This window comes from Kitasatospora sp. YST-16 (genome assembly GCF_026802215.1).
Lineage (GTDB): Bacteria > Actinomycetota > Actinomycetes > Streptomycetales > Streptomycetaceae > Kitasatospora > Kitasatospora cineracea.
Map to the genome: position 1 here is coordinate 6,564,382 of NZ_CP113837.1, position 22,448 is coordinate 6,586,829.

The 22,448-nt window shown below is 75.5% G+C and carries 16 protein-coding genes; 14 read left to right on the forward strand and 2 right to left on the reverse strand.

Features of this window, described 5'->3' with window-relative positions:
• Positions 1-1,395, forward strand: coding sequence for a hypothetical protein (locus OU787_RS29610; RefSeq protein WP_268661208.1), 1,395 nt, complete (start codon positions 1-3; stop codon positions 1,393-1,395).
• A gap of 9 nt (positions 1,396-1,404) precedes the next feature.
• Positions 1,405-2,403: a phosphotransferase family protein gene (locus OU787_RS29615; RefSeq protein ID WP_268661209.1), complete on the forward strand. Its 999-nt coding sequence runs from the start codon at positions 1,405-1,407 to the stop codon at positions 2,401-2,403.
• Between the two features lie 127 nt (positions 2,404-2,530).
• On the opposite strand, the gene OU787_RS29620 is transcribed toward OU787_RS29615, so the two are convergent.
• Entirely contained in the window at positions 2,531-3,724 is a 1,194-nt protein-coding gene (locus OU787_RS29620; RefSeq protein ID WP_268661210.1) for a winged helix DNA-binding domain-containing protein, read from the reverse strand.
• 838 nt (positions 3,725-4,562) lie between these two features.
• On the opposite strand from OU787_RS29620, the gene OU787_RS29625 reads away from it, so the two are divergent.
• Complete coding sequence (locus tag OU787_RS29625; protein ID WP_268661211.1) at positions 4,563-6,722, forward strand: glycoside hydrolase family 6 protein; 2,160 nt, start codon at positions 4,563-4,565, stop codon at positions 6,720-6,722.
• A gap of 149 nt (positions 6,723-6,871) precedes the next feature.
• Here the strand turns inward: OU787_RS29625 and OU787_RS29630 are convergent, their stop codons facing one another.
• Positions 6,872-8,665 carry a glycoside hydrolase family 15 protein gene (locus OU787_RS29630; protein WP_268661212.1) on the reverse strand — a complete coding sequence of 598 codons (1,794 nt, stop codon included), beginning with the start codon at positions 8,663-8,665 and terminating at the stop codon, positions 6,872-6,874.
• A 159-nt stretch (positions 8,666-8,824) separates the two neighbouring features.
• Between OU787_RS29630 and OU787_RS29635 the strand changes: the two genes are divergently transcribed.
• The 11 genes from OU787_RS29635 to OU787_RS29685 all read left to right on the forward strand — a co-directional run bounded on the left by OU787_RS29635 (position 8,825) and on the right by OU787_RS29685 (position 22,434).
• The gene (locus tag OU787_RS29635) at positions 8,825-9,631 is read left to right on the forward strand and encodes an SAM-dependent methyltransferase (RefSeq protein ID WP_268661213.1); all 807 of its coding nucleotides are present in this window, start codon (positions 8,825-8,827) and stop codon (positions 9,629-9,631) included.
• Positions 9,628-11,967 (forward strand): EAL domain-containing protein, encoded by a 2,340-nt coding sequence (locus OU787_RS29640; protein ID WP_268661214.1) that lies wholly within the window; start codon positions 9,628-9,630, stop codon positions 11,965-11,967. The genes OU787_RS29635 and OU787_RS29640 overlap by 4 nt, the downstream gene beginning before the upstream one ends.
• Positions 11,968-12,464: 497 nt before the next feature.
• Positions 12,465-13,346, forward strand: coding sequence for a glycosyltransferase family 2 protein (locus tag OU787_RS29645; RefSeq protein WP_268661215.1), 882 nt, complete (start codon positions 12,465-12,467; stop codon positions 13,344-13,346).
• The gene (locus OU787_RS29650) at positions 13,343-13,729 is read left to right on the forward strand and encodes a hypothetical protein (protein WP_268661216.1); all 387 of its coding nucleotides are present in this window, start codon (positions 13,343-13,345) and stop codon (positions 13,727-13,729) included. The genes OU787_RS29645 and OU787_RS29650 overlap by 4 nt, the downstream gene beginning before the upstream one ends.
• 5 nt (positions 13,730-13,734) lie before the next feature.
• Complete coding sequence (locus OU787_RS29655; protein ID WP_268661217.1) at positions 13,735-14,706, forward strand: glycosyltransferase family 2 protein; 972 nt, start codon at positions 13,735-13,737, stop codon at positions 14,704-14,706.
• 6 nt (positions 14,707-14,712) lie between these two features.
• Positions 14,713-15,963, forward strand: coding sequence for a glycosyltransferase family A protein (locus OU787_RS29660; RefSeq protein WP_268661218.1), 1,251 nt, complete (start codon positions 14,713-14,715; stop codon positions 15,961-15,963).
• Positions 15,960-17,345, forward strand: coding sequence for a lipopolysaccharide biosynthesis protein (locus OU787_RS29665; RefSeq protein ID WP_030460678.1), 1,386 nt, complete (start codon positions 15,960-15,962; stop codon positions 17,343-17,345). The genes OU787_RS29660 and OU787_RS29665 overlap by 4 nt, the downstream gene beginning before the upstream one ends.
• Complete coding sequence (locus OU787_RS29670; protein ID WP_051817032.1) at positions 17,342-18,307, forward strand: glycosyltransferase family 2 protein; 966 nt, start codon at positions 17,342-17,344, stop codon at positions 18,305-18,307. Before OU787_RS29665 ends, OU787_RS29670 begins: the two co-directional genes overlap by 4 nt.
• A complete protein-coding gene (locus tag OU787_RS29675) occupies positions 18,304-19,116 on the forward strand; it encodes a polysaccharide deacetylase family protein (RefSeq protein ID WP_051817033.1) in 813 nt (270 codons plus the stop codon). The genes OU787_RS29670 and OU787_RS29675 overlap by 4 nt, the downstream gene beginning before the upstream one ends.
• 370 nt (positions 19,117-19,486) lie before the next feature.
• Positions 19,487-21,130, forward strand: coding sequence for a glycosyltransferase (locus tag OU787_RS29680; RefSeq protein WP_268661219.1), 1,644 nt, complete (start codon positions 19,487-19,489; stop codon positions 21,128-21,130).
• Positions 21,127-22,434, forward strand: coding sequence for a glycoside hydrolase family 16 protein (locus OU787_RS29685; RefSeq protein WP_268661220.1), 1,308 nt, complete (start codon positions 21,127-21,129; stop codon positions 22,432-22,434). The genes OU787_RS29680 and OU787_RS29685 overlap by 4 nt, the downstream gene beginning before the upstream one ends.
• Positions 22,435-22,448: the final 14 nt, after the last annotated feature.

Genomic DNA, 22,448 nt, shown 5'->3' on the forward strand with positions numbered 1-22,448 from the left:
ATGCGCGTGGTGCTGATCGGCGCCCGGTCGGAGGCGATCGAGGCACTGCTGGCCGACGGCCACACCGTCTCCCTGCTCTACGAGGGCGGCGAGCACCGCCGGGTCGACCCCTACCGCGACCGCCTCGCCCACGCCTGCGCCGTCGACTCCTACCTGGTGGTGGAGTCGCTGTGGTCCGCCCTGCACCACGTCGGCGCGCTCGGCCCCGCCGGACCGGACGGGGACGGGGACGGGGACGGGGCGGACGGATCCGTGGACGCGGTGGTCTCCGTCCAGGAGCACGGCATGGTGCCCGCCGCCCTGCTGGGCCGCCTGCTCGGCGCCCGGGCGATCGACCCGCAGGTGGCGCTGCGCTGCCGCGACAAGGCCCTGCAGAAAGCGGCCTGGCGGGCCGCCGGCATCCCCACCGCGGACTGGGCCGTCGTCCCCGACGCGGGCCGCGGCAGCGTCGCCCGGGCCGCCGCCGCGGCCGGGGTGGCCGCCCCGTACGTGGTCAAGCCGACCGCCGGAGCGGCCACCATCGGCGTCGCCGCCGCCGACGGACCGGCCGAACTCGACGCGCTCGCAGCCGAGTTGGTGGCGCAGTCGGAGACCAGGCGACGGCTGCTGGTGGAGCACCGGGTGCCCGGCGAGGAGTGGCACCTGGACGGGCTGGTCCGCGACGGCGCCCTCGCGGCCCTGCTGGTCTCGCGCTACCTCGTCCCGCTGATCGAGACCAAGCGCGGCCGCCCCGCCGCCACCGTCTCGCTGCCGCCCGCCGACCACCCCGCCCTCTACCGCGAGGCCGCCGAACTCACCGGCCGGGCACTGGCCGCGCTCGGCCACCGCGACGGGGTGTTCCACTTCGAAGTCTTCGGCGGCCCCGGCGGGTTCACCGCGGGCGAACTGGCCGCCCGCCCCGGCGGCCACATGATCGGCGCGCTCGCCGAACGCGTCCTCGGCATCGACCTGTGGGCCGCCGCAGTCCGCGCGGTGACCGGCGAACGACCGGACCGCGGCGGCGGACCCGCCGACCCGGGCGGACTGCCCGAGTCGGGCGGCTCGGCCGGACGGGTGGTCGGATTCACCGACATCCCGACCCTCGCCGGAGCGGTCAACCGGATCGGCCGCGAGCACGTCGAGCGGATCCCCGGCGTGGTCGACGTCGAGATCAAGATCAAGCCGGGCGAGGTGATGCCCGCCATGGACGCCAACTCCGGCATCCGGATCGGCACGGCGCTGGTCGAGGCCGCCACCGAACAGGACTGCCGGGACGCCCTGCTGCGCATCGCCGACCTGGCCGCCGAGCTCAACTCCGCTCCCGAGCCCGGCTCCGGACCCGACTCCGGGCCCGGGTCCCCGCAGAAGCAGCCGCCCCCGCAGCTCCGCACGTCCCCCGACCACAAGGAAGAGTGAACCGGACCCATGAAGTACCAGCCCATCGACCGCGCCCCCGGGGCGTTCCAGCAGGCGGTGCCGCCGCAGGCGATCGAGGAGATGTGCCGGCGCGCCTTCGGCCCCGGCGCCGAGGTCCTGGCCGCGGTCGAACTCGGCGGCGGCATGTACAACTCCACCTACCGGCTGGAGTTCGCCGACGGCCGGCAGACCGTCCTGCGGGTGGCCCCCGAGCCGGACCGGCAGTTCCGCAGCGAACGCGCCCTGATGCGCAACGAGTACGCGACCGTCCCGTACCTGGCCCCCGTCGCGCACCTGGTGCCGCGGGTGCTGGCCGCCGACTTCACCCACCAGGTGCTGGGCCGCGACCACCTGTTCCAGACCTTCCTGGACGGGCTGCCCGCCCCGCAGGGCCTGCCGCTGCACCCGCGCCCCGCCTGGCGCGGCTTCTACGCCCAACTCGGCACCGTGGCCCGGGAGATCCACGGCGTCCGGGGTCCCTGGTTCGGCCCCGTGGCCGGGCCCGGGCACCGCACCTGGAGCGAGGCCGTCCTGGCCGGCCTGGCCGACACCGCCGCCGACCTGGCCGACACCGGCACGCCGTTCGACGACGTCGAGGAACTGATCGCGCTGGCCGGCCGCCACCGCGCCGTCCTCGACCGGATCACCGAACCCAGGCTCCTGCACGGAGACCTGTGGAACATCAACCTGATGATCGCCGCGGACGCCCCCGCCCCCGTCATCACCGGCGTCCTGGACTGCGACCGGGCCCACTGGGGCGACCCCGAGGCGGACTGGACGATCTTCATGGCCGCCCGCCGGCCCGGCACCGAACGCGACGCCTTCTGGGACACCTGGGGCCCCCTCGCCGGCGACCCCGAGGCCGCCTGGCGCCGCCTGCTCTACACCGCCCGCCACCTCGCGGCGGTCCGCCTGGAGTCCGTCCGGCTGGCCGACCCCGAACAGGCCGCCGCCACCGTGGACGACCTCCGGGCCCTGCTCGACCGCCTGGCGCCGGGCGTGCGCTGACACCACCGAGCGTGCACTGAAACCGGGCGTGCACTGGAACCGGGCGCCGCCGTCCCGCCGCCACGGGCTGCCGGACCCCGGGCCCGCCCGCCCGCCCGGCGGTCCGGTCCGGCCCGGTCCGGTCCGGTCAGTCGCCGAGCCGCCGTTCGAGGGGCGTGCGGAAGCGCGGGGTGACGCGGGTGTCGGCGAGCAGGGTGCGCAGGGCGGCGGTCTCGGCGGCGAGGGCGGTGCGGGCCTCGGGGCCGGGGTCGGTGAGCAGTCCGAGCCGGACCTCGCCGTCGGGGCGCTGGGCCCAGCCGCCGACGATCCGGCCGTTCCACCAGGCGGTGGGGCCGAGGTTGCCGGAGCGGTCGACCAGGTCGGGCCGGTGCTCGGGGGAGAGGTACCAGTCGCGGTGCTTCCAGCCCATCGCGGTGGGGTCGAGGGCCGGGAGCAGGGCCGCCCAGGGCGCCGGGTCGGCGACCGGGGCGAGGTCGTCGGGCAGTACGAACCCGGTTGCCCCGCCGGAGAGTTCGACCTCGACGGCCGCGCACGCGGCCAGCGCGGCCCGCACCTCGCGGACGCCCCAGCCGGTCCACCAGACCAGGTCGTCCTCGGTGGCGGGCCCGTGGGAGGCCAGCCAGCGCCCGGCCAACTCGGCCTGCGCGGCGGCGCGTTCGGCGGCGGACGGGGCGGCGGGGAGGGGCGGGCCGGGCACCCAGCGGTGCCGGCTGCTGGTCCAGCCGCCCAGCGGGCGGCGGCGGACCAGGGTGCCCTCCATGCCGAGCAGGCGCAGCAGCCGCATGCCGACCGGCTGGGCGGTCTGGTAGGAGGTGCCGACGCCGTAGTCGATGCTCTCGCGCAACTGCGGTACGAGGTCACCGAGTTGACTGCCCGTCAGGCCGTCGGGCGAGTCGGGGAGCGCGGCGGTCAGCGCCGCCAGGACGGCGTCCTGCGCACCGGCGGTCCAGGCGGCGTCCCGGCCGGAGGCGGCGAAGTCCTTGAGCAGCCGGGTGCGTTCGGCGGCGGCGGCCTTCGCGGTGGTGGAGGCGTACAGCGCCGGGGCGAGGTCGGCGGGGACCACGAACAGGGTCTTGCGCATGCCGTGGCGGCGCAGCACCGTCCCGTCCGCGTACAGGGCCCGTTCGGTGTCGGCGGTGCCCGGTGCGGCCAGCCGGGCCGCGACGGCGAGGAACACCGTGGCGGGGTCGGTGGCGTGCACGGCGACCAGGTCGTCCACCACCTGCTCGGCCCGGTCGGCCGCGGTGCCGGGCGCGAGCCGATGGCGCCGGGCGAGCCGGGCCCGGCGCTGGTCGTCGTCGAACAGGGGTCGCACTGCCACGGGTTCCTCCTCCGGATCGAGGGACCAGCCTGCCACGCCCCCGCCCCGCACCCGGCCGCGACGCGCGAATTCGCCCGGCGGCCCGGGCCGAGGGCGGTGGCTCGGGCTCCGGGAGGGGCGGCCCCGGGGCGCCGGGAGGGGCGGGCGTGAAAGTTTCGCGCCGCGGGCCGGTCGGCGGCGCCGGGCGGGCCGGCTGCGGGGGCGCGGCGGGCTCCCGGCCGGGTGGAAGCGGGGCCCAGGGAAGTGAACGGGCTTGTGCAGGAAGCAAGTTCGGCCGGAAAGCGCCCGCCGAGGGGCGTGTCCCCGCGCGCGGGCCGGCGGCGTTCCGTCCCGCCGGTGGCAGGCCCGGGCGGCGGGGCGGCCCCGGGGTGGGCGGTGGCGGGGCCGCGGGCCGGCGCCCCGAGTGGGGCGGGCCGGGGTGCGGGTGCGGGTGCGAGGGCCGGGGCCGGTGGAACCTGCTGGTGCGGCGGTGAACCGTGGTGCCCGGCAGGCCCGTTGGGCCGCTGGTGGCGGGCGGCCCGGGGCCGGGGCGGGGGAGCGGCGGGGCGGCCGCCCGTGGCGGACGGTGCCCATCGGGGATCGGCGGGAGCGCTCCCACGGTTTCTGTCGAACTTCTTGACGGGAGTGCAAGGTCATGGCTTCATATCGGTTGTCCCCGAGCTGAGTTCGCCTCAGCCCAGGCCAAGTATGGGAGCGCTCCCATTAGTTGGGAGCGTTTCCGTCGAGTCCGTCCCCCACCCGAAAGGACTCCCTTACCGTGTCGTCGAACCTGACGCGCCGTCTCCGGACGGCGGCAGCGGCTGCGGTGCTCAGCGCCGCGACCGTCCTCCCCCTTGCCATGTCGACCACCGCCGCCCACGCGGCGACCCGTGTGGACAACCCCTTCGTCGGCGCCGGGGTCTACGTGAACCCCGAGTGGTCCGCCAACGCCGCCGCCGAGCCGGGCGGTTCGGCGGTCGCCAACCAGCCGACCTTCGTCTGGCTGGACCGCATCGCGGCCATCAACGGCGTGAACGGCGGCATGGGTCTGCGCGACCACCTGAACGCCGCGGTGAAGCAGGCCGCGGGCAAGCCGTACGTGTTCCAGGTCGTCATCTACGACCTGCCGGGCCGCGACTGTGCCGCCCTCGCCTCGAACGGCGAGCTCGGCCCCACCGACCTGCCGCGCTACGAGAGCGAGTTCATCGACCCGATCGCCGCGATCCTGGCCGACCCGGCCTACGCGAACCTGCGGATCGTCACCACGGTCGAGCTCGACTCGCTGCCGAACCTGGTCACGAACGCTGGTGGTACGAACACGTCGACCACCAACTGCGAGACCATGAAGGCCAACGGCAACTACATCAACGGCGTCGGCTACGCGCTGAACAAGCTCGGTGCGATCCCGAACGTCTACAACTACGTGGACGCGGGCCACCACGGCTGGCTCGGCTGGGACTCCAACCTGCAGCCCGCCATCGACGTCATCAAGCAGGCCGCCACGGCGTCCGGCTCGACGCTCAACAACGTGCAGGGCTTCGTCGTCAACACCGCCAACTACGGCGCGCTGCACGAGCCCAACTTCAGCGTCACCGACTCGGTGAACGGCACCACGGTCCGCCAGAGCAAGTGGGTCGACTGGAACAACTACGTCGACGAGGCGTCCTTCGCCAAGGCGTGGCGCACCAAGGCGATCGCGTCCGGGTTCAACTCGAACATCGGCATGATCATCGACACCTCCCGCAACGGCTGGGGCGGCGCCAACCGTCCGACCGGCCCGGGCCCGAAGACCACCGTGGACGCGTACGTCGACGGCAGCCGCATCGACCGCCGCTTCCAGACCGGCAACTGGTGCAACCAGTCCGGTGCGGGCCTCGGCGAGCGCCCGAAGGCGGCCCCCGAGGACGGCATCGCCGCGTACGTGTGGGTGAAGCCTCCGGGTGAGTCGGACGGCGCGAGCTCGGCCATCGCCAATGACGAGGGCAAGGGCTTCGACGCCATGTGCGACCCGACGTACACCGGCAACGCGCGCAACAACAACAACATGTCGGGCGCCCTGCCGAACGCCCCGCTCGCGGGCCACTGGTTCTCGGCCCAGTTCCAGGAGCTGCTGAAGAACGCCTACCCGGCGCTCGGCACCAGCACCGGTGACACCACCGCGCCGACCGCCCCGACCGGTCTCGCGGCGACCGCCACCTCCAGCAGCGTCGCGCTGACCTGGACCGCCTCCACCGACAACGTCGGCGTGACCGGCTACGACGTGTACCGCGGCGGCACCCTGATCGGGTCCACCAACAGCACCTCGTTCTCCGACACCGGCCTGAGCGCCTCCACCGCGTACTCGTACACGGTCAAGGCGAAGGACGCGGCCGGCAACGTCTCCGCGGCCTCCGCGGCGCTCAGCGTCACCACCTCCGCCGGTGGCACCACCGACACCACCGCGCCGACCGCCCCGACCAACCTGGCGGCCACCACCACCTCCAGCAGCGCTTCGCTGACCTGGGGCGCCTCCACCGACAACGTCGGCGTGACCGGTTACAACGTGTACCGCGGCGGCACCCTGATCGGGTCCACCACCAGCACCTCGTACACCGACTCGGGCCTGAGCGCCGCCACCGCGTACTCGTACACGGTCAAGGCCAAGGACGCGGCCGGCAACCTCTCCGCCGCCGCGGCCGTCACCGCCACCACCCAGGCCGGCACCGGCACCGGCAGCGCCGGCTGCACCGCCACCTACAAGGTCAGCAGCGACTGGGGCGCCGGCTTCAACGCCGACGTCACCGTGACCGCGGGCAACACCGCGATCAAGTCCTGGAAGGTCACCTGGACCTACGCGGGCAACCAGCAGGTCACCAACCTGTGGAACGGCACCGTCAGCCAGTCCGGCCAGTCCGTGACGGTCAACAACGCCGGCTACAACGGCGCGGTCGCCGCGAACGGCACCACCAGCTTCGGCTTCGGCGCCAGCTACTCCGGCAGCAACGCCGTCCCGACCCTGACCTGCACCGCCACCAGCTGACACCAGGCAGCCGGTAGCACGCAGCGGGTAGCGGCCGAGCCCGACTGACGCGGGACGAAGCCGCAGCGCACCACCCCGAAGGCGCCGCCCACCTGCAGAGTCTGCAGGTGGGCGGTTGCCGTTCCCGGGCCGGGCGATCCGGGAAGACCTCAACTCCCCAGCCGGAAAGCGGTGTTGACCAGGGCGACGTGGGTGAACGCCTGCGGGGTGTTGCCCAGCTGGCGCCGGGCCAGCGGGTCCCACTGCTCGCTGAGCAGCCCCAGGTCGTTGGCCAACGAGGCCGTCCGGACGAAGAGTTCGCGCGCCTCGGCCCGGCGCCCGATCACCGCCAGCGCGTCCGCCAGCCAGAACGAGCAGGCCAGGAACGCCCCTTCGGAACCGGTCAGGCCGTCCGCCGCCCCCGTCCGGTAGCGGCGCACCAGCCCGCCGTGGTCCAGGTCGCGCCGGACGGCCTCCACGGTGCGCACCACCCGTTCGTCGTCCGGCGGCAGGAAGCCGGTGGTGGCGACGAACAGCGTGGCGGCGTCCAACTCCGTCGCCCCGTACGAGCGGACGAACACCTTGCGGCGCGGGTCGACGGCCCGCTCGCACACCTCGGCGTGCACCGCGTCGCGCAGCGCCCGCCACTGCTCCAGCGGGGCGGGCAGGCCGGTGGCCTCGGCCATCCGCACCGCCCGGTCGGCGGCCACCCAGGCCATCACCTTGGAGTGGGTGAACTGCCGCCGCCCGCACCGCACTTCCCACAACCCCTCGTCGGGCTCCCGCCAGCGGGCGGCCAGCGAGCCGAGCAGGGTGCGCAGCAGGCCCCAGACCTGCCGCTCCATCGGCAGGCCGGCCCGCAGCGCCAGGTCGAGGGTGTCCACCACCTCGCCGTAGACGTCCAGCTGGAGCTGCCCGACGGCCGCGTTGCCGAACCGGACCGGCCGCGAGCCGAGGTGCCCGGGCAGCCAGTCGGCCTCGGTCTCCGGCAGGCCGCGCTCCCCGGCCACCCCGTACACCGCCTGCACGTCGGACGGGTCGCCGGCCACCGCCCGCAGCAGCCATTTGCGCCAGGCCGCCGCCTCCTGCCGGAAGCCGCCGCGCAGCAGCGCCGAGAGCGTCATCGCGGAGTCGCGCAGCCAGCAGAACCGGTAGTCCCAGTTGCGCTCCCCGCCCGGCACCTCGGGCAGCGAGCTGGTCGGCGCGGCGACGATCCCGCCGGTCGGCTCGTACGCCAGCGCCTTCAGGGTCAGCAGCGAGCGCAGCACCGCGTCCCGCCACTCGCCCCGGTAGCTCAGCTGCCCGGCCCAGGCGCGCCAGTCGGCCAGCGTCGCGGCCAGCAGCGCCTCCGGGTCGGTGCGCGGGGCGGTGGCCAGGTGGGAGGGCTGCCAGGTCAGCACGAACGGGACCCGCACGCCGGGCAGCGCGGTGAACTCGGAGACGGTGGCCAGCCCGGCCCCGGTGCCCGGTCCGGCCGCGGAGCCGTTCGCGCCGTAGGTGTGCACGCCGGGCGGGACGCGCAGCCAGGCGGCGTCCGGCCCGGCGACGGCCACCCGGTGGTGCTCGGTGCGGCGCACCCACGGGTCGACCCGGCCGTGGTGGAAGCGCAGCCGCAGCTCGCCGCGGACCGGGACGGCGCCGCTGACGCCCTCGACGATCCGCACCAGCCGCGGGGCGCGGTCCCGGTGCGGCATCAGGTCGGTCACCTTCACCTCGCCGTCCGGGGTGCGCCAGCGGGACTCCAGCACCAGGGTGTCGCCGAGGTAGCGGCGCCCGGTGCAGTCGCCCGCGCCGACCGGGGCGATCCGCCAGGCGCCGTGCTCGGGGGTGCCGAGCAGTGCGGCGAAGCAGCTGGGGGAGTCGAAGCGGGGCAGGCAGAGCCAGTCGACCGAGCCGTCCCTGCCGACCAGGGCGGCGGTCTGGAGATCGGAGAGGAGCGCGTAGTCCTCGATGCGACCGCCCATGGGGTGATTCTGCGCCGATCGCGGGCCACCGCCACGCGGGACGCGCCACGCCACCGTTCGGACGCCGTGGCTTGCGGCGCGGATCGCAGGTGTAGGAAGATCTTTATGTCCTCTTGCCATTTTCGACTGCCACGCCGGAAGGCCGGAAGGAGTGCCGTCATGGCGCGTCCGAACTGGGTGCCCGCAGGGACCGACCTCGACAAGCCGAACGCGGCCCGGGTGTACGACTACTACCTCGGCGGTTCGCACAACTTCGAAGTCGACCGGCAGATGGCGCGCAAGGCGATCGAGCTCTGGCCCGACCTGCCGAAGATCATGCGGGCGAACCGGGCCTTCCTGCGCCGCGCCACCCAGTTCGCGGCCGAGGAGGGGATCAGCCGCTTCCTGGACATCGGCTCCGGCATCCCCACCTTCGGCGCCGTCCACGAGGTGGCCCGCGAGTACCAGCCCGACGCCCGGGTCGTCTACGTCGACATGGACCCGGTCGCGGTCGCCCACAGCCGCCTCATCCTGGCCGACGACCCGCGCTGCCGGATCGTCGACGCCGACCTGCGCAACACCGACGACCTGCTGGCCCGCCCCGAGGTCGAGGAACTGCTCGCCCCCGGCGAGCCCGTCGCGGTGATCCTGAACGCCGTCATGCACTTCGTCACCGACGAGGACCACCCCGACCGGATCCTCACCAAGCTCCGCGAGGCGCTGCCCAGCGGCAGCATGCTGATCCTCTCGCACGCCTCCCTGGAGGGCCGCCCCGACCAGGCCGGCTCCCACCAGAGCCTGTACCGCTCCACCCCCACGCCGCTCACCATGCGCAGCCGCGAGCAGATCACCGCCTTCTTCGAGGGCTACGAGCTGGTCGAGCCCGGCGTCGTCTACCTGCCCGAGTGGCACCCCGACGACGCGGCGTCGGTCGGCCCGCACCCCGAGCGGATGACGGGCATGGCCGGCGTCGGGCGCCTGTCGTGAACGAGTCACCCGGCCCGGACGGGGCGCCCGACCCGGACCCCCGGACGGTGACCGGGCCGGCCGACGCGGACGCACCGCCCGGCGCGGGCGGGGTGCCCGGTTCGGACGGGCTGCCCGGTTCGGACGGGCTGCCCGGTCCGGACGGGGTGCCCGGTGCGGACGCCGCCGAGTTCCACGACGCCTGGGCGGCCATGCTCCGCACCGGGCACGGCGCCGCGGTCCGCCCCGGCGTGCTCAACCCGCTGATCGCCCGCACCTCCGAACTGCTGCACCGCGCCGCCCGGGAGCACCCGTTCCGCCCCGACCTGGCCGGCCAGGTCGGGGCGCTGCTCATCGACAACCAGTTCACCGACCCGCAACTGCTCGCCGACGCCGTCCAGTTGCTCCAGCGCCGCCCCGTCCCCGACGGCCGCGGCCCGGAGCTCGGCGGCGCCTTCGCGGCCGGCTGGGCGGCCGCCCTGCGCGAGCGCACGCTGCGCGAGCAGGAAGCGATCCGGCTGGCCGCCGACACCGCCCGGCAGGAGGTCGAGAAGGCCCTGCGGGTCTCCGAGGCCCGCTTCCGCGCCCTGTTCGAGTCGGCGGCGATCGGCATCGGCCTCGGCGACACCGACGGCAACATCCTGGCCGTCAACCGGGCCCTGGGCGAGATCTTCGGCGGCGGCCCCGAGGACATGCGGGGCGTGCGGGTCAACGACCTGGTCCACCCCGAGGACACCCCCGGCGTGTGGGAGGCGTACGAGGAGCTGATCAGCGGCAAGCGCGAGTACTTCCAGTTCGACAAGCCGTACTACCGGCGCGACGGCGAGGTGGTGTGGACCCACCTGACCGTCTCGCTGATCCGCGACGACGACGGCGCGCCGCTCTACCAGGTCGCCATGCTGGAGGACGTTACCGACCGCTACCGCCTGCAGGAGCGGCTGCGCCACCAGGCCACCCACGACCCGCTGACCGGCCTGCCCAACCGGGCCGCGTTCTTCGAGCGCCTGGAGAAGCTCTTCGAGGACCCGGAGCCGGACGTCCGCTTCGGCCTGTGCTACGTCGACCTGGACGGCTTCAAGATCGTCAACGACAGCCTCGGCCACGACATGGGCGACCAGCTGCTGACCGTGGTGGCCGGCCGGCTGGAGAACGCGCTCAGCCCGCTCGGGCACATGGTGGCCCGGCTCGGCGGCGACGAGTTCGTGGTGCTGCTGGAGAACTGCCGCGGCGAGCAGGAGGCCGTCGCCGCCGCCAAGACCGTCCTCGCCGCGCTCACCAAACCCGTGGTGATCGGCGACCACCGGCTGGCCGTCGGCGCCAGCGTCGGCGTGCTGGAGCGGCGGATCGCCACCACCACCCCCGGCGCCGCCGTCCGGGCCGCCGACCTCACGCTCTACCGCGCCAAGGAGGCCGGCCGCGGCCGCTGGACGCTGTTCGACCCCAAGGAGAACGCGCGCGCCGTCAGCCGGTACGCCGTCTCCGTGCGGATGCCCGCCGCCCTGGACCACGGCGAGTTCTTCATCGACTACCAGCCGATGGTCGACCTCTCCTCCGGCGTGATGACCGGCGTCGAGGCACTGGTGCGCTGGCGCCACCCGCAGCTCGGGGTGCTCGGCCCGGAGGAGTTCGTCGGCGTCGCCGAGGAGACCGGGCTGATCATGCCGCTCGGCCGCTGGGTGCTGGAGCAGGCCTGCGAGCAGGCCGCCGACTGGGTCGCCCGGTTCGGCGACCGGGCCCCCCGGCTCAGCGTCAACCTGGCCGTCCGGCAGGCCCGCAACGCCGGGCTGGTCGGCGACATCGAACGCACCCTGCGCAGCACCGGCCTCGACCCGTCGATGCTCCAGCTGGAGATCACCGAATCGACCGTGGTCGGCCCCGAGGACGAGGCGCTCAAGGCACTGCACGCCCTGGTCGACATGGGCGTCTCGCTCTCCGTCGACGACTTCGGCACCGGCTGGTCCAACCTCGCCTACCTGCGCGACCTGCCCGTCTCCAACCTCAAGATCGCCGGCTCCTTCGTCGGCGACCTGCACGACCCCGCCAAGGACACCCACCTCGGCTGGCGGATCGTCAGCGGCCTCGTCTCGCTCGCCCACACCCTCGGCCTGTCGGTCACCGCGGAGGGCGTGGAGAGCCGCGCCGACGCCGAACGCCTGCGCCTGATGGGCTGCGACCTCGCCCAGGGCTGGCACTTCGGCCGCCCCGTGCGCCCCGCCGAGATCGCCCGCCGGATCGCCGAGGCCGAGACGTTCGAGAACGGGCCGTCCGAGAGCAGGTCGTTCGAGAACGGGCTGTCCGAGAACGGGTCGCCCGAGAACGGGACGTCCGAGACCTTCGAGTCCGGCCCCGAGAGCTGAGACCTCGCCGCCGGCCCCCTCCGCGCGGGTCCCGGCCCGGGTTGGCAGTTTCGGACACGGTGCCGGACCGCCCGGGCGCTCCGGACCCCCGGACCCTCCGTTCCCGGGACGGCCGGGCCGGCGGAGCGCCCGGAGCATGCGGAAGAAACGGACAAAGGTGGGCGAAGGGGGTTGACGGCCCGTCGGCGGCGGGCGCACGATGAGGACCTGGCACCGCCGGTACGGGGCACTCTTCCCGAACCCGCCGAGCGGGCCGCGCACGGCGCACCACGCGCCCCGGACGTCGATCGCCCTTCTGCGGCGCCGACCGTCCCGACGGGGGACCGGCAGGGAGACCGGGCAGCGGGGGAGCACCGGGGGGAGCACCACCACCGCGGCGACGTCCTGACGCCCCGGCACACCGACGCCTCGACGCGCCGGCGTCCCCGACCGCCGCACCCGTCCTCCGTGCGGGCACCGACCTGCCCGCTTCCGCCTCGGCGAAGAGGCACACCGCGATGAGCGCCACCCTGCCCACCGGGCAACCCCCAGCCAACCACGCACTGCTGGACGGCAGTTCACCCACCGACGCCCGCCCCCGGCGGCGGGCCGCCGACCGGATCGCCGACCACGCGCCGATGCGCCGCACCGGCGACCGGGCCCCCGCCCGGCCGCTGACCCGCGGGCCCAGCCGGCGCTCCGGCGACTACCGGACCCGACACACCGTCAGCCTGGTCGTCCCCGCCCGGGACGAAGCCCGCAACATCCCCTGGGTGTTCGAGCAGATCCCCAGCTGCGTCGACGAGGTCATCCTGGTCGACGGCGCCTCCCGGGACGCCACCGTCGCCATGGCCCGCACCTGCCGCCCCGCCGTCCGCAACGTCGCCCAGAGCGCCCCCGGCAAAGGCAGCGCGCTGCGCACCGGATTCGCCGCCGCCACCGGCGAGTACATCGTGATGATCGACGCGGACGGCTCGATGTGGCCCGGCGAGATCCCGCACTTCCTGCACTTCCTCGACCACGGCTACGACTTCGTCAAGGGCTCCCGCCGGATGGCCGGCGGCGGCTCGCTCGACCTCACCCCGCTGCGCGCGCTCGGCAACAAGGCCCTGCTGCTGGTCGTCAACCGCCTCTACGGCGCCCTGCTGACCGACCTGTGTTACGGCTACTGCGCGTTCCGCCGCGACTTCCTCGCCGAACTCGACCTGCGCGCCACCGGGTTCGAGATCGAGGCCGAGATGATCGCGCACGCGCTGCGCTCGGGACTGCGGATCGCCGAAGTCCCCAGCCTGGAACTCCCCCGCCGCAGCGGACGCTCCCACCTGCACGCCGTCTCCGACGGCCGCAGAGTGCTGCGCACCCTGCTCGCCGAACGCCCCGGCGCGGGGGAAGGACGATGAACGGCCGCGACCGGCGCCACCGCGCGGCCTGCCCGCCGCCCGCCGCACCCGCCTCGCCGCACACCCCCGTCACCGTGGTCGAACTCGACCTGGCCGACCCGGGCGAGGTGCGCTCGCCCGGCGGCCGCGGCCCCGCCGCCCCCGACGGACGCGTGTCGGCGTTGGTGCGGCTGCACGGACACCCGCTCGGCATGGTGCACGCCACCGGGACGAGCGGCCGCCCGCCGCGCTCGCCCGGGCGCTGGCCGCCGCCGCTCATCGGGAACTGGGCGCCCCCGCAGTGCCGGACGCCCCCGCAGCACCGGGCGAGCGCGGCGGGCCGGAAGGGCAGTCGGCGCGGCGGCCGGCGCCGCGGGCGGCCCGCTGCCCGGCCGGCGGGATGAGCGTGGTGATCTGCACCCGGGACCGCACCGAACTGCTCGCCGACTGCCTGGACTCCGTCCTGCGGGCCGCCGACACCCTCACCGCGGCCGGCCCCGGCGGGACGGTCGAAGTCCTGCTGGTCGACAACGCCCCCGCCGGGCCCGACACCGAACGGCTGGTCGCGGAGCGCTACCCCGGCCGGATCCGCTACCTGCGCGAACCCGCCCCCGGACTCTCCCGGGCCCGCAACCGCGGCCTGGCCGCCGCCCGCGGCACGCTCTGCGCCTTCACCGACGACGACGCCCTCGCCGACCCCGGCTGGCTGGCCGCCCTGGCCGCCGCGTTCGCCGCCGACCCCCGCGCCGGCTGCGTCACCGGACTCGTCGTCCCCGCCGAACTCGACACCCCCGCCCAGCAGTTGTTCGAACGCTACGCCGGGACGGAACGCGGCTGGACCCCCCGCGACTGGAACCTCGACGCCCCCGGCGCCGGACCGCTCGACCGGTACTCCACCGGACGCTGCGGCATCGGCGCGAACATGGCCTTCCGCACCGAACTGCTGCGCACCCTCGGCGGGTTCGACCCCGCCACCGGCACCGGCACCCCCGCCCGCGGCGGCGAGGACCTGCTCGCCTTCCACCTCGTCCTGACCGCCGGACACACCGTCGCCTACCGGCCCGACGCCGTCGTCTGGCACCGCCACCGGCGCACCCTGCACGCCCTCACCGTCCAGGTCAGCGGCCTCGGCATCGGCTTCGGCGCCTACCTCGCCGCCGCCCTGCGCCACCACCCCGCGCTGCTCGGCGACCTGCTGCTGCGACTGCCCGCCGGAGCGATCGGCTGGCACCGCGGCCACCGGCCCCCCGCCGCGGACACCCCCCTCGACTGCCGCCGCCTGCGCGCCCTGCGCCGGATGGAACGCCGCGGCCTCGCCCAGGGACCGCCCCGCTACCTCTACACCCGCCGACAGCAGCACCGCACCCCCGGCGGAGGCTGACCGACCATGAACACCCCGACCGCACCCCCCGTCCGGGTCGCCGAACTCGACCTCGCCCGCCCCGGCGAACTCCACCGCCCCGGCCACCGCACCCCCTACCACCCCACCGGCCCCACCCTCGCCCTCGTCCGCTCCGCCGGCCACCCCCTCGGCACCGTCACCGCCGACGCCGACCGCCCCGACCGCCTGCACGCCGCGCTGTACGCCGCGGCGCGGCAGCGGTTCGGGGCGGGCGGGGAGCAGCCGGAGGACGGTGCCGGTACGGCCGGGCCGGTGGTCAGCGTGGTGGTCTGCACGCACAACCGGCCCGAACTGCTGGTGCGCTGCCTGGACTCGCTGCTGCGCGGCGGCTACCCGTCCCTCGACGTGATCGTGGTGGACAACGCGCCCGCCGACGACGCCGTCCGGCACTTGCTGCCGCAGCGGTACGGGGACCGGGTGCGGTACGTGCGCGAGCCGGTGGCGGGGCTGGCCCGGGCCCGGAACCGGGGGCTGGCGGCGGCCCGGGGCGGGATCTGCGCGTTCGCCGACGACGACCTGATCCTCGACGAGCGGTGGGTGCCCGCCCTGGTCGCCGGGTTCCGGGCGGCCCCCGGCCCGGCCTGCGTGACCGGCCTGGTGATGCCGGCCGAGCTCGACACCCTGGCCCAACTGCTGCTGGAACGCTACAGCGGCTACGGCAAGGGGTTCGCCCCCCGGGACTACACGCTGCGCACCCGGACCGGCGACCCGCTGTACCCGTTCGCCACCGGACGGCTCGGCACCGGCGCCAACATGGCCTTCCGGACCGACGTGCTGCGGGCCGTCGGCGGGTTCGACCCCGCGACCGGCACCGGCACCCCCGCGTACGGCGGCGAGGACCTGCTCGCCTTCCTCCAGGTGCTGGCCGCCGGACACACCGTCAGCTACCGGCCCGACGCGCTGGTGTGGCACCCGCACCGGCGCGCCCTGGACACCCTGCCGCCGCAGGCGTTCGGCCTCGGCGCGGGCTTCGGCGCCTACCTGGCCGCCGCCGTCCGCCGCCAACCCCGGCTGCTGGCCGGGCTGCTGCCGCTGCTGCCGCGCGGCCTGTGGCGCACCGCCCACCGGGGCGCGGCCCCGGCCGGAGCCGACGACCCGCTGCTGCGGGCGCTGCGCCGCCGGGAACTGCTCGGCCTGCTGTACGGCCCGCTCGGCTACCTGCGCAGCCTGCACGCCCAACGCCGCACCGACCGGCAACGGCACCCGGGGCGGCCCGCGGACGGGGCCGGGCGATGAGCACCGGCGCCCGGATCCGGCCCCACCCCGCCGCGGAACCCTGCACGTGCGGCTACCCGACGCTGCTGCGGGCCCGGGTCCGGGCGCTGACGGCCCGCTCCCGGCAGGAGCCGCTGCTGCACAACGGCCACCTGCTGGCCGCGAGTTCGCTGCTGTCGGCCGGACTGGGCTCGCTGTTCTGGGTGCTCGCCACCCGCTCCTACAGCGCCGCCGAGGTCGGCCGCAGCTACACCGCGCTGTCCGCGACGATGTTCCTGTCCACGCTCGGCAGCCTGAACCTCGGCGACGCCCTGGTGCGGTTCGTCCCCACCGCCGGACGCCGCACCCGGAGCCTGGTGCTGCGCTGCTACCTGGTCGCCGCGGCCGGCAGCGCCGTCGTCGCCGTCGCGTTCCTGCTGCTCGTCCCGGTCGTCGCACCCGCGCTCGGCGAACTGCGCCGCCCCGTGCTGGCCGTCGCGTTCGTCGCCGCCACCGCCGGGTACGCCGTGTTCGTGCTCCAGGACGGGGCGCTCACCGGCGTCCGCCGGGCCGGCTGGGTGCTCGGCGAGAACACCCTGTTCGCGGTCGCCAAGGCCGCACTGCTCGCGCTGTGCGCCGCGCTGGCCGTCGGCACCGGCATCCTGGTCTCCTGGGCCGCCGCCCTGGTCCTGGCCATCGCCGCCACCAACCTGGTGCTGTTCCGCAGCGCCGTCCCCGCCCACCAGGCCGCCCCCGCCGCGGACACCGGCGGCCCCCGCCCGCCCGAACGGATCGCCCGCTGGGCCGGGGCCGACTACCTCGGCAACCTGTTCACCTTCGCCGGGACGACCGTGCTCCCGCTGATGGTGCTGGACCGGCTCGGCGCCGACGGCAGCGCCTACTACTCGCTGGCGTACGTCATCGCCTCCACCCTGTACGTCGCCGCGTTCAGCATGGGCCACTCGCTGGTCGTCGAAGGCACCCGCGACCCGGCCCGGCTCGCCGAGCACGCCCGCCGCCTGCTGCGCCACTCCACCCTGCTGGTCACCGCCGCCGCCCTGCCGATCGCCGCCGCCGCACCCTGGATCCTCGGCCTGTTCGGCCCCGACTACGCCGCCCGCGGCAGCACCGCGCTGCGCCTGATGGCGCTGTCCGCGATCCCCAACACGGTGCCCAACGTGGTCCTGCAGATCGCCCGGGTCCGCCGCGCACTGCCCTGGATGGTCGGCATCCGGCTGGCCTTCGCCGCCACCGTCGTCGCCCTGACCGCCGCCCTGCTGCCGCCGTTCGGCCTCACCGGCATCGGCGCCGCCTGGCTGATCGCCGAATGCGCGATCGCCCTGCCGCTGCTCGCCGCCCTGCCCCGCCTGCTGGCCCCCGCGCCGGCGTCCGGGCGCCCCCGCCCCGAGGAGGAGCCGACATGAGCACCAGCCCCGCCCCGACCGCCGCCGAGCTGACGGTGGCGATCTGCGCCTACACCCCGGACCGCTGGACCCTGCTGCAGGCCGCCGTCGACTCGGTGCGACGGCAGAGCCCGCCGCCCGGCGAACTGCTCCTGGTCATCGACCACAACGACCGGCTGGAGCGGATGGCCCGCGAGCTGCCCGACGTCACGGTGCTCGCCAACCGCGAACGGCCCGGCCTGTCCGGGGCCCGCAACACCGCGCTCGCCGCCGCCCGCGGCACCGTCACCGCCTTCCTCGACGACGACGCCGCCGCCCGCCCCGGCTGGACCGCCGCCCTGCTCGCCGCCTACCGCGACCAGGACGTCCTCGGCGCCGGCGGACTCGTCGCCCCGCACTGGCAGCACGGCCGCCCCCGCTGGTTCCCGCCCGCCTTCGACTGGGTGGTCGGCTGCAGCCACAGCGGCATGCCCCGGCAACCCGGCGACGTCCGCAACCTGATCGGCGCCAACATGTCCTTCCGGACCGCGCCCGCCCGCGCCGCCGGCGGCTTCCGCACCGAACTCGGCCGGGTCGGCCGCCACCCCGCGGGCTGCGAGGAGACCGAACTGTGCCTGCGCCTGACCGCCCGCCACCCCGGCACCCGGATGCACTACGACCCGGCCGCCGCCGTCCGCCACCAGGTGCCCCGGCAGCGCGCCACCCCCCGCTACTTCGCCGCCCGCTGCCTCGCCGAGGGCCGCTCCAAGGCCCTGGTCGCCCGCCGGAGCGGCCCCGGCCCCGCCCTCGCCAGCGAACGCGCCTACCTGCGCCGCACCGTCCCCGCCGCCCTGGGCACCGCCCTGCGCCACGGCCGGCTCGGCACCGCCACCGCCCTCACCACCGGCGTCCTGCTCACCACCGGAGGCTACCTCCTGGGAAGGGCACGGCAGTTGACGGACCGTCAGAACGACGGTGCACGACAGGGACGGGGTGCGCCATGAGCGTCGCCCCCGTGCTGCTCTACCACTCGGTGTCCGACGACCCGCCGCCCTGGCTCGCCCCCTACACCGTCGCCCCGCACACCTTCCGCGCCCAGCTCGACCGCATCCAGGACGCCGGACTGTCCGTCGTCCCGCTCGCCCGGCTGGTCACCGCCCTGCACGGCGGCCCGCCGCTGCCCGCGCACTGCGCGGTGCTCACCTTCGACGACGGCTACGCCGACTTCTACTGGACGGTCGCCCCGATCCTCTCCGACCGCGGCCTGCCCGCCACCGTCTACCTCACCACCGGCGCCGTCCACGCTCCCGGCGCGCTCCCCGGCGGCAGCCTGCTGCCCCCCACCCCCATGCTCAACTGGCGGCAGGTCGCCACCCTCGACGCCCTCGGCCTGGAGATCGGCGGCCACTCCCGCACCCACCTCCCGCTCGACACCGCCCGCCCCGACCGGCTCCGGCAGGAAGTCGCCGGCAGCAAACGCGAGTTGGAGGACGCCCTCGGCCACCCCGCCACCGCCTTCGCCTACCCCCACGGCTACCACAGCCCCGCCGTCCGCCGCGAAGTCGCCCGGGCCGGCTGGACCTCCGCCGCCGCCGTCGGCAACGCGCTCAGCTCCGCCGCCGACGACCCGCTGCGGATCTGCCGCCTGATGGTCCTGAACACCACCACCCCCCGCACCTTCGAGGACTGGATCCACCTGCGCGCCACCCGTACCGGCCCGCTCCGCGACAGCGCCGCCACCCTCGGCTGGCGCGCCTACCGCCGCCTGCGCGCCCGCCTCGGCCGCCCCACCGGCGGACCGCCGCGCCAGTGACCCCCGGCCAGGAGCCCGCCGTGACCGCACCCGCCAGGACCGCACCCGCCACCGACCCCCGGCCGGCGCCACCCCGCTGCGCCCCGCCGCCCCCCGCCACCCCGACCGCCGCCCCGTCGCCACCCGGACGGCCACCCCTCGGCGGGCCCGGACCGTCCGCTACGCCCTGCCGCTCGCCGTCCTGCTCTGGCTGACCGCCCTGCGCACCACCCGCCTCGACCGGATCGGCGACCTCGGCCTGCTCCAAGCCCTCCCGCCCACCTACTACGCCGCGCTCGCCGTCCTCACCGCCGGCTTCCTCACCGCCCTGCGCACCCCCTGGCTGCCGCAGCGCCACCTCGCCCGGTACGTCCTCGCCCTGATCGCCTTCGTGCACGCCACCCCCAGCCTGCTCTACCCCACCCTGCGCTACTCCTGGGCCTGGAAGCACATCGCCGTCGTCGACGCGATGCTCCGCCACGGCGGCACCGTCCCCGACGCCGGAAAGCTCGACGTCTACAACCAGTGGCCCGGCTTCTTCGCCCTCCACGCCCTCGTCCTGCGCGCCACCGGCCTGCACTCCGCCCTCGGCTACGCCTCCTGGTACCCGCTGATCGCCAACCTGCTGCTGCTCGGCCCGCTGCTGCTGCTCTTCCGCAGCCTCACCCGCGACCGCCGCCTGGTCTGGTGCGCCCTGTGGCTCTACTACGCCACCTCCTGGGTCGGCCAGGACTACTTCTCCCCGCAGGCCTTCGCCTACCTGCTGTACGTCACCGTCATCGCCCTGACGATGCGTCAACTCTCGCTGCGAGGACGGGAAGCGGGGAGATTCGGCTGGCGGGCCGGCCCGTACGCGCTGCTGCTGGTGCTGATCGCCGCGATCGCCTCCTCGCACCAGCTCACCCCCGTCATGCTGGTCAGCTCGCTCGCCGTCCTCGCCCTGCCCCGCCGCAACCGCCGCACCGTGCTGCCCGTCCTCGCCGCCGCCCTCGCCCTCACCGTCGCCTGGGACGCCACCGTCGCCCGCCCGTTCGTCGCCGCCAACCTGCACAGCCTGATCGCCGCCCTCGCCGCCCCCGACCGCAACGCCGTCTCCGGCCTCGCCCAACTCGGCGCCGCCGCCGCCGGACAGGTCCTCGCCTCCTGGACCGACCGGGCCACCACCGCCGCCGTCCTGCTGCTCGCCCTCGCCGCCGTACTGCGCCGCCGCTGGGTCCGCCGCACCACCCTGCCGCTGCTGCTGCTCGCCCCGCTCGTGCTGCTCCTCGCCAACGGCTACGACGGCGAAATGCTGTTCCGCGCCTACCTGTTCGCGCTGCCCGCCACCTCCTTCCTGATCGCCGCCCTGCTCGCCCCCGGCCTGCCCCACCCGCCCGTCCGGCCCGCCGTCACCGGCACCGTCCTGCTCGCCCTGCTCGGCGGACTGCTGTTCGGCTACTACAGCAAGGAAGCCGTCAACCACTTCACCCCGCAGGAAGCCGCCGCCGTCCGCTACGCCACCGAACAGACCCCACCCGGCTCCCGGATCGTCTCCCTCACCTCCGACGAACCCGGCGGCGAACTCCACTACGACCAGCACGCGTGGATCATCCTCACCGACGCCGACCCCGCCGGCCGCCTCCTGCTCGCCACCGACCCGCAGACCGCCCTCACCGACGCGCTCTCCACCAGACAGCCCTCCTACCTGGTGCTCACCCGCGCCCAGCTCGCCGCCTGCCGGCTCACCGGCCTGCTCCCGGCCGCCGCGGTCGACGAGATCCAGTACACCGCCGCCCACCTGACCGCCCTGCGGCCGGTGTACAGCAGCCCCGACGCGATCGTCTACCAGTACCTGCCGCCCACCGCCCCGGCCGGGCCCACGGGGCCGGCGGGGCCTGCGGGGCCGGCGGGGCCTTCGGGGCCGAGGGCTCCGGTCGGGCCTGGCGGGGGTGCTGGGGGCGCCGGGGGTGCTGGGCCGGTCCGGGGCGCCGGGCCCGTCGGGCCTGTCGGATCCGTCGGATCCGTCGGATCCGTCACGGAAGGAGGCGCGTCATGAGCAGGACCCTCGAAGCCGTCCGGCGACACCCCGGGAGCCGGTGGCCGCTGCTGCTGGCCGGTTCCGGCTGGATCGCGCTCGCCGCGACCGCGCTGCCCGCCGCCGGCCCGCTGCGGGTCGCGGCCGTCGCCGCGTTCCTGCTCGGCTGCCCCGGTGCGGCCGCCGTCCGGCTCGCCCGCCCGGCGCTGCGGCCCGGCGAGTGGTGGTCGACGGCGGTGCTGGCCGTCGCGGTCAGTGCCGCGCTCACCGCGCTGGTCACCGAAACCCTGTACCTGGCACGGCAGTTCACTTCCGCCCGGGTGGTCCTGGTGCTCGCCGTACTGACCACCGTGCTGGTTCTGGCGGTCCGGCGGGAGCCACCCGGCGGCCCGGAAGGCCCGGGAGGACCGGGAGGATCGGGAGGAGCGGCGGGGCCCGGGCGGAAGGGACGCGGGCGGATCTGGATGGCCGCCGCGCTGCTGACCGCCACCGCCTGCGGCGGCCCGGCCGTCGGCAGCATGCAGGACCCGCGCGGCTCCGCCTCCACCGCCTCCACCGTCCCCACCGGCGTCCCGGCCACCGAGCCCCCCGCCGCGCCGCCCGACAGCCCCCGGCCCTGGCACCCCGCCCTGTACGACGACTTCACCGGCCACGGCCTCGACTCCGCGAACTGGACGACCTGCTACGACTGGAACCAGAACGGCTGCACCAACGCGGGCAACCAGGAGAGCGAGTGGTACCGCCCCGGCCAGGTGACGGTCGCCGACGGCGCCCTCACCCTCACCGCCACCCGCCGCGCCACCACCGGCAGCGACGGCAAGACCTACCCCTGGACCTCCGGCCTGGTCTCCACCGGCCGCGACAACTGGAACGCCCAGCCCCGGCACACCTTCACCTACGGCTACGTCGCCGCCGCCATCCAGGCCCCCACCGACTCCACCGGCATGTTCCCCGCCTTCTGGCTGCTGCCCGCCGCCACCCGCGGCGGCCTCCCCGAGATCGACGTCGCCGAGTTCATCAACTCCAACCGCTACGTCGACCTCAACCTGCACGGCCGCACCCCCCAGGGCCGGGACGCGAACGCCCACCAGCGCTACGGCCCCGTCGACTTCGCGGCCGGCTACCACGTCTTCGGCGTCGACTGGGAACCCGACGGCATCACCTGGTACGTCGACGGCACCCCCCGCCTCCAGGTCACCGACCCCGCCGCGATCCCCGACACCCCCATGGAACTCCTGATCAACCTGGCCGTCGGCTTCGAAGAGGCCCCGACCACCGACACCGCCCAACTCCACGTCGCCTGGATCGGCGTCTGGCAGCACTGAACCGCCGCCCGGCC

Excerpts from the sequence above, each read along its gene's own strand:
- OU787_RS29610 (WP_268661208.1), top strand. The coding sequence starts at position 1 with ATGCGCGTGGTGCTGATCGGCGCCCGGTCGGAGGCGATCGAGGCACTG.
- OU787_RS29685 (WP_268661220.1), top strand. The coding sequence starts at position 21,127 with ATGAGCAGGACCCTCGAAGCCGTCCGGCGACACCCCGGGAGCCGGTGG.
- OU787_RS29665 (WP_030460678.1), top strand. The coding sequence starts at position 15,960 with ATGAGCACCGGCGCCCGGATCCGGCCCCACCCCGCCGCGGAACCCTGC.
- OU787_RS29675 (WP_051817033.1), top strand. The coding sequence starts at position 18,304 with ATGAGCGTCGCCCCCGTGCTGCTCTACCACTCGGTGTCCGACGACCCG.
- OU787_RS29660 (WP_268661218.1), top strand. The coding sequence starts at position 14,713 with ATGAACACCCCGACCGCACCCCCCGTCCGGGTCGCCGAACTCGACCTC.
- OU787_RS29625 (WP_268661211.1), top strand. The coding sequence starts at position 4,563 with ATGTCGACCACCGCCGCCCACGCGGCGACCCGTGTGGACAACCCCTTC.
- OU787_RS29630 (WP_268661212.1), bottom strand. The coding sequence starts at position 8,665 with ATGGGCGGTCGCATCGAGGACTACGCGCTCCTCTCCGATCTCCAGACC.
- OU787_RS29615 (WP_268661209.1), top strand. The coding sequence starts at position 1,405 with ATGAAGTACCAGCCCATCGACCGCGCCCCCGGGGCGTTCCAGCAGGCG.
- OU787_RS29670 (WP_051817032.1), top strand. The coding sequence starts at position 17,342 with ATGAGCACCAGCCCCGCCCCGACCGCCGCCGAGCTGACGGTGGCGATC.
- OU787_RS29645 (WP_268661215.1), top strand. The coding sequence starts at position 12,465 with ATGAGCGCCACCCTGCCCACCGGGCAACCCCCAGCCAACCACGCACTG.
- OU787_RS29635 (WP_268661213.1), top strand. The coding sequence starts at position 8,825 with ATGGCGCGTCCGAACTGGGTGCCCGCAGGGACCGACCTCGACAAGCCG.
- OU787_RS29650 (WP_268661216.1), top strand. The coding sequence starts at position 13,343 with ATGAACGGCCGCGACCGGCGCCACCGCGCGGCCTGCCCGCCGCCCGCC.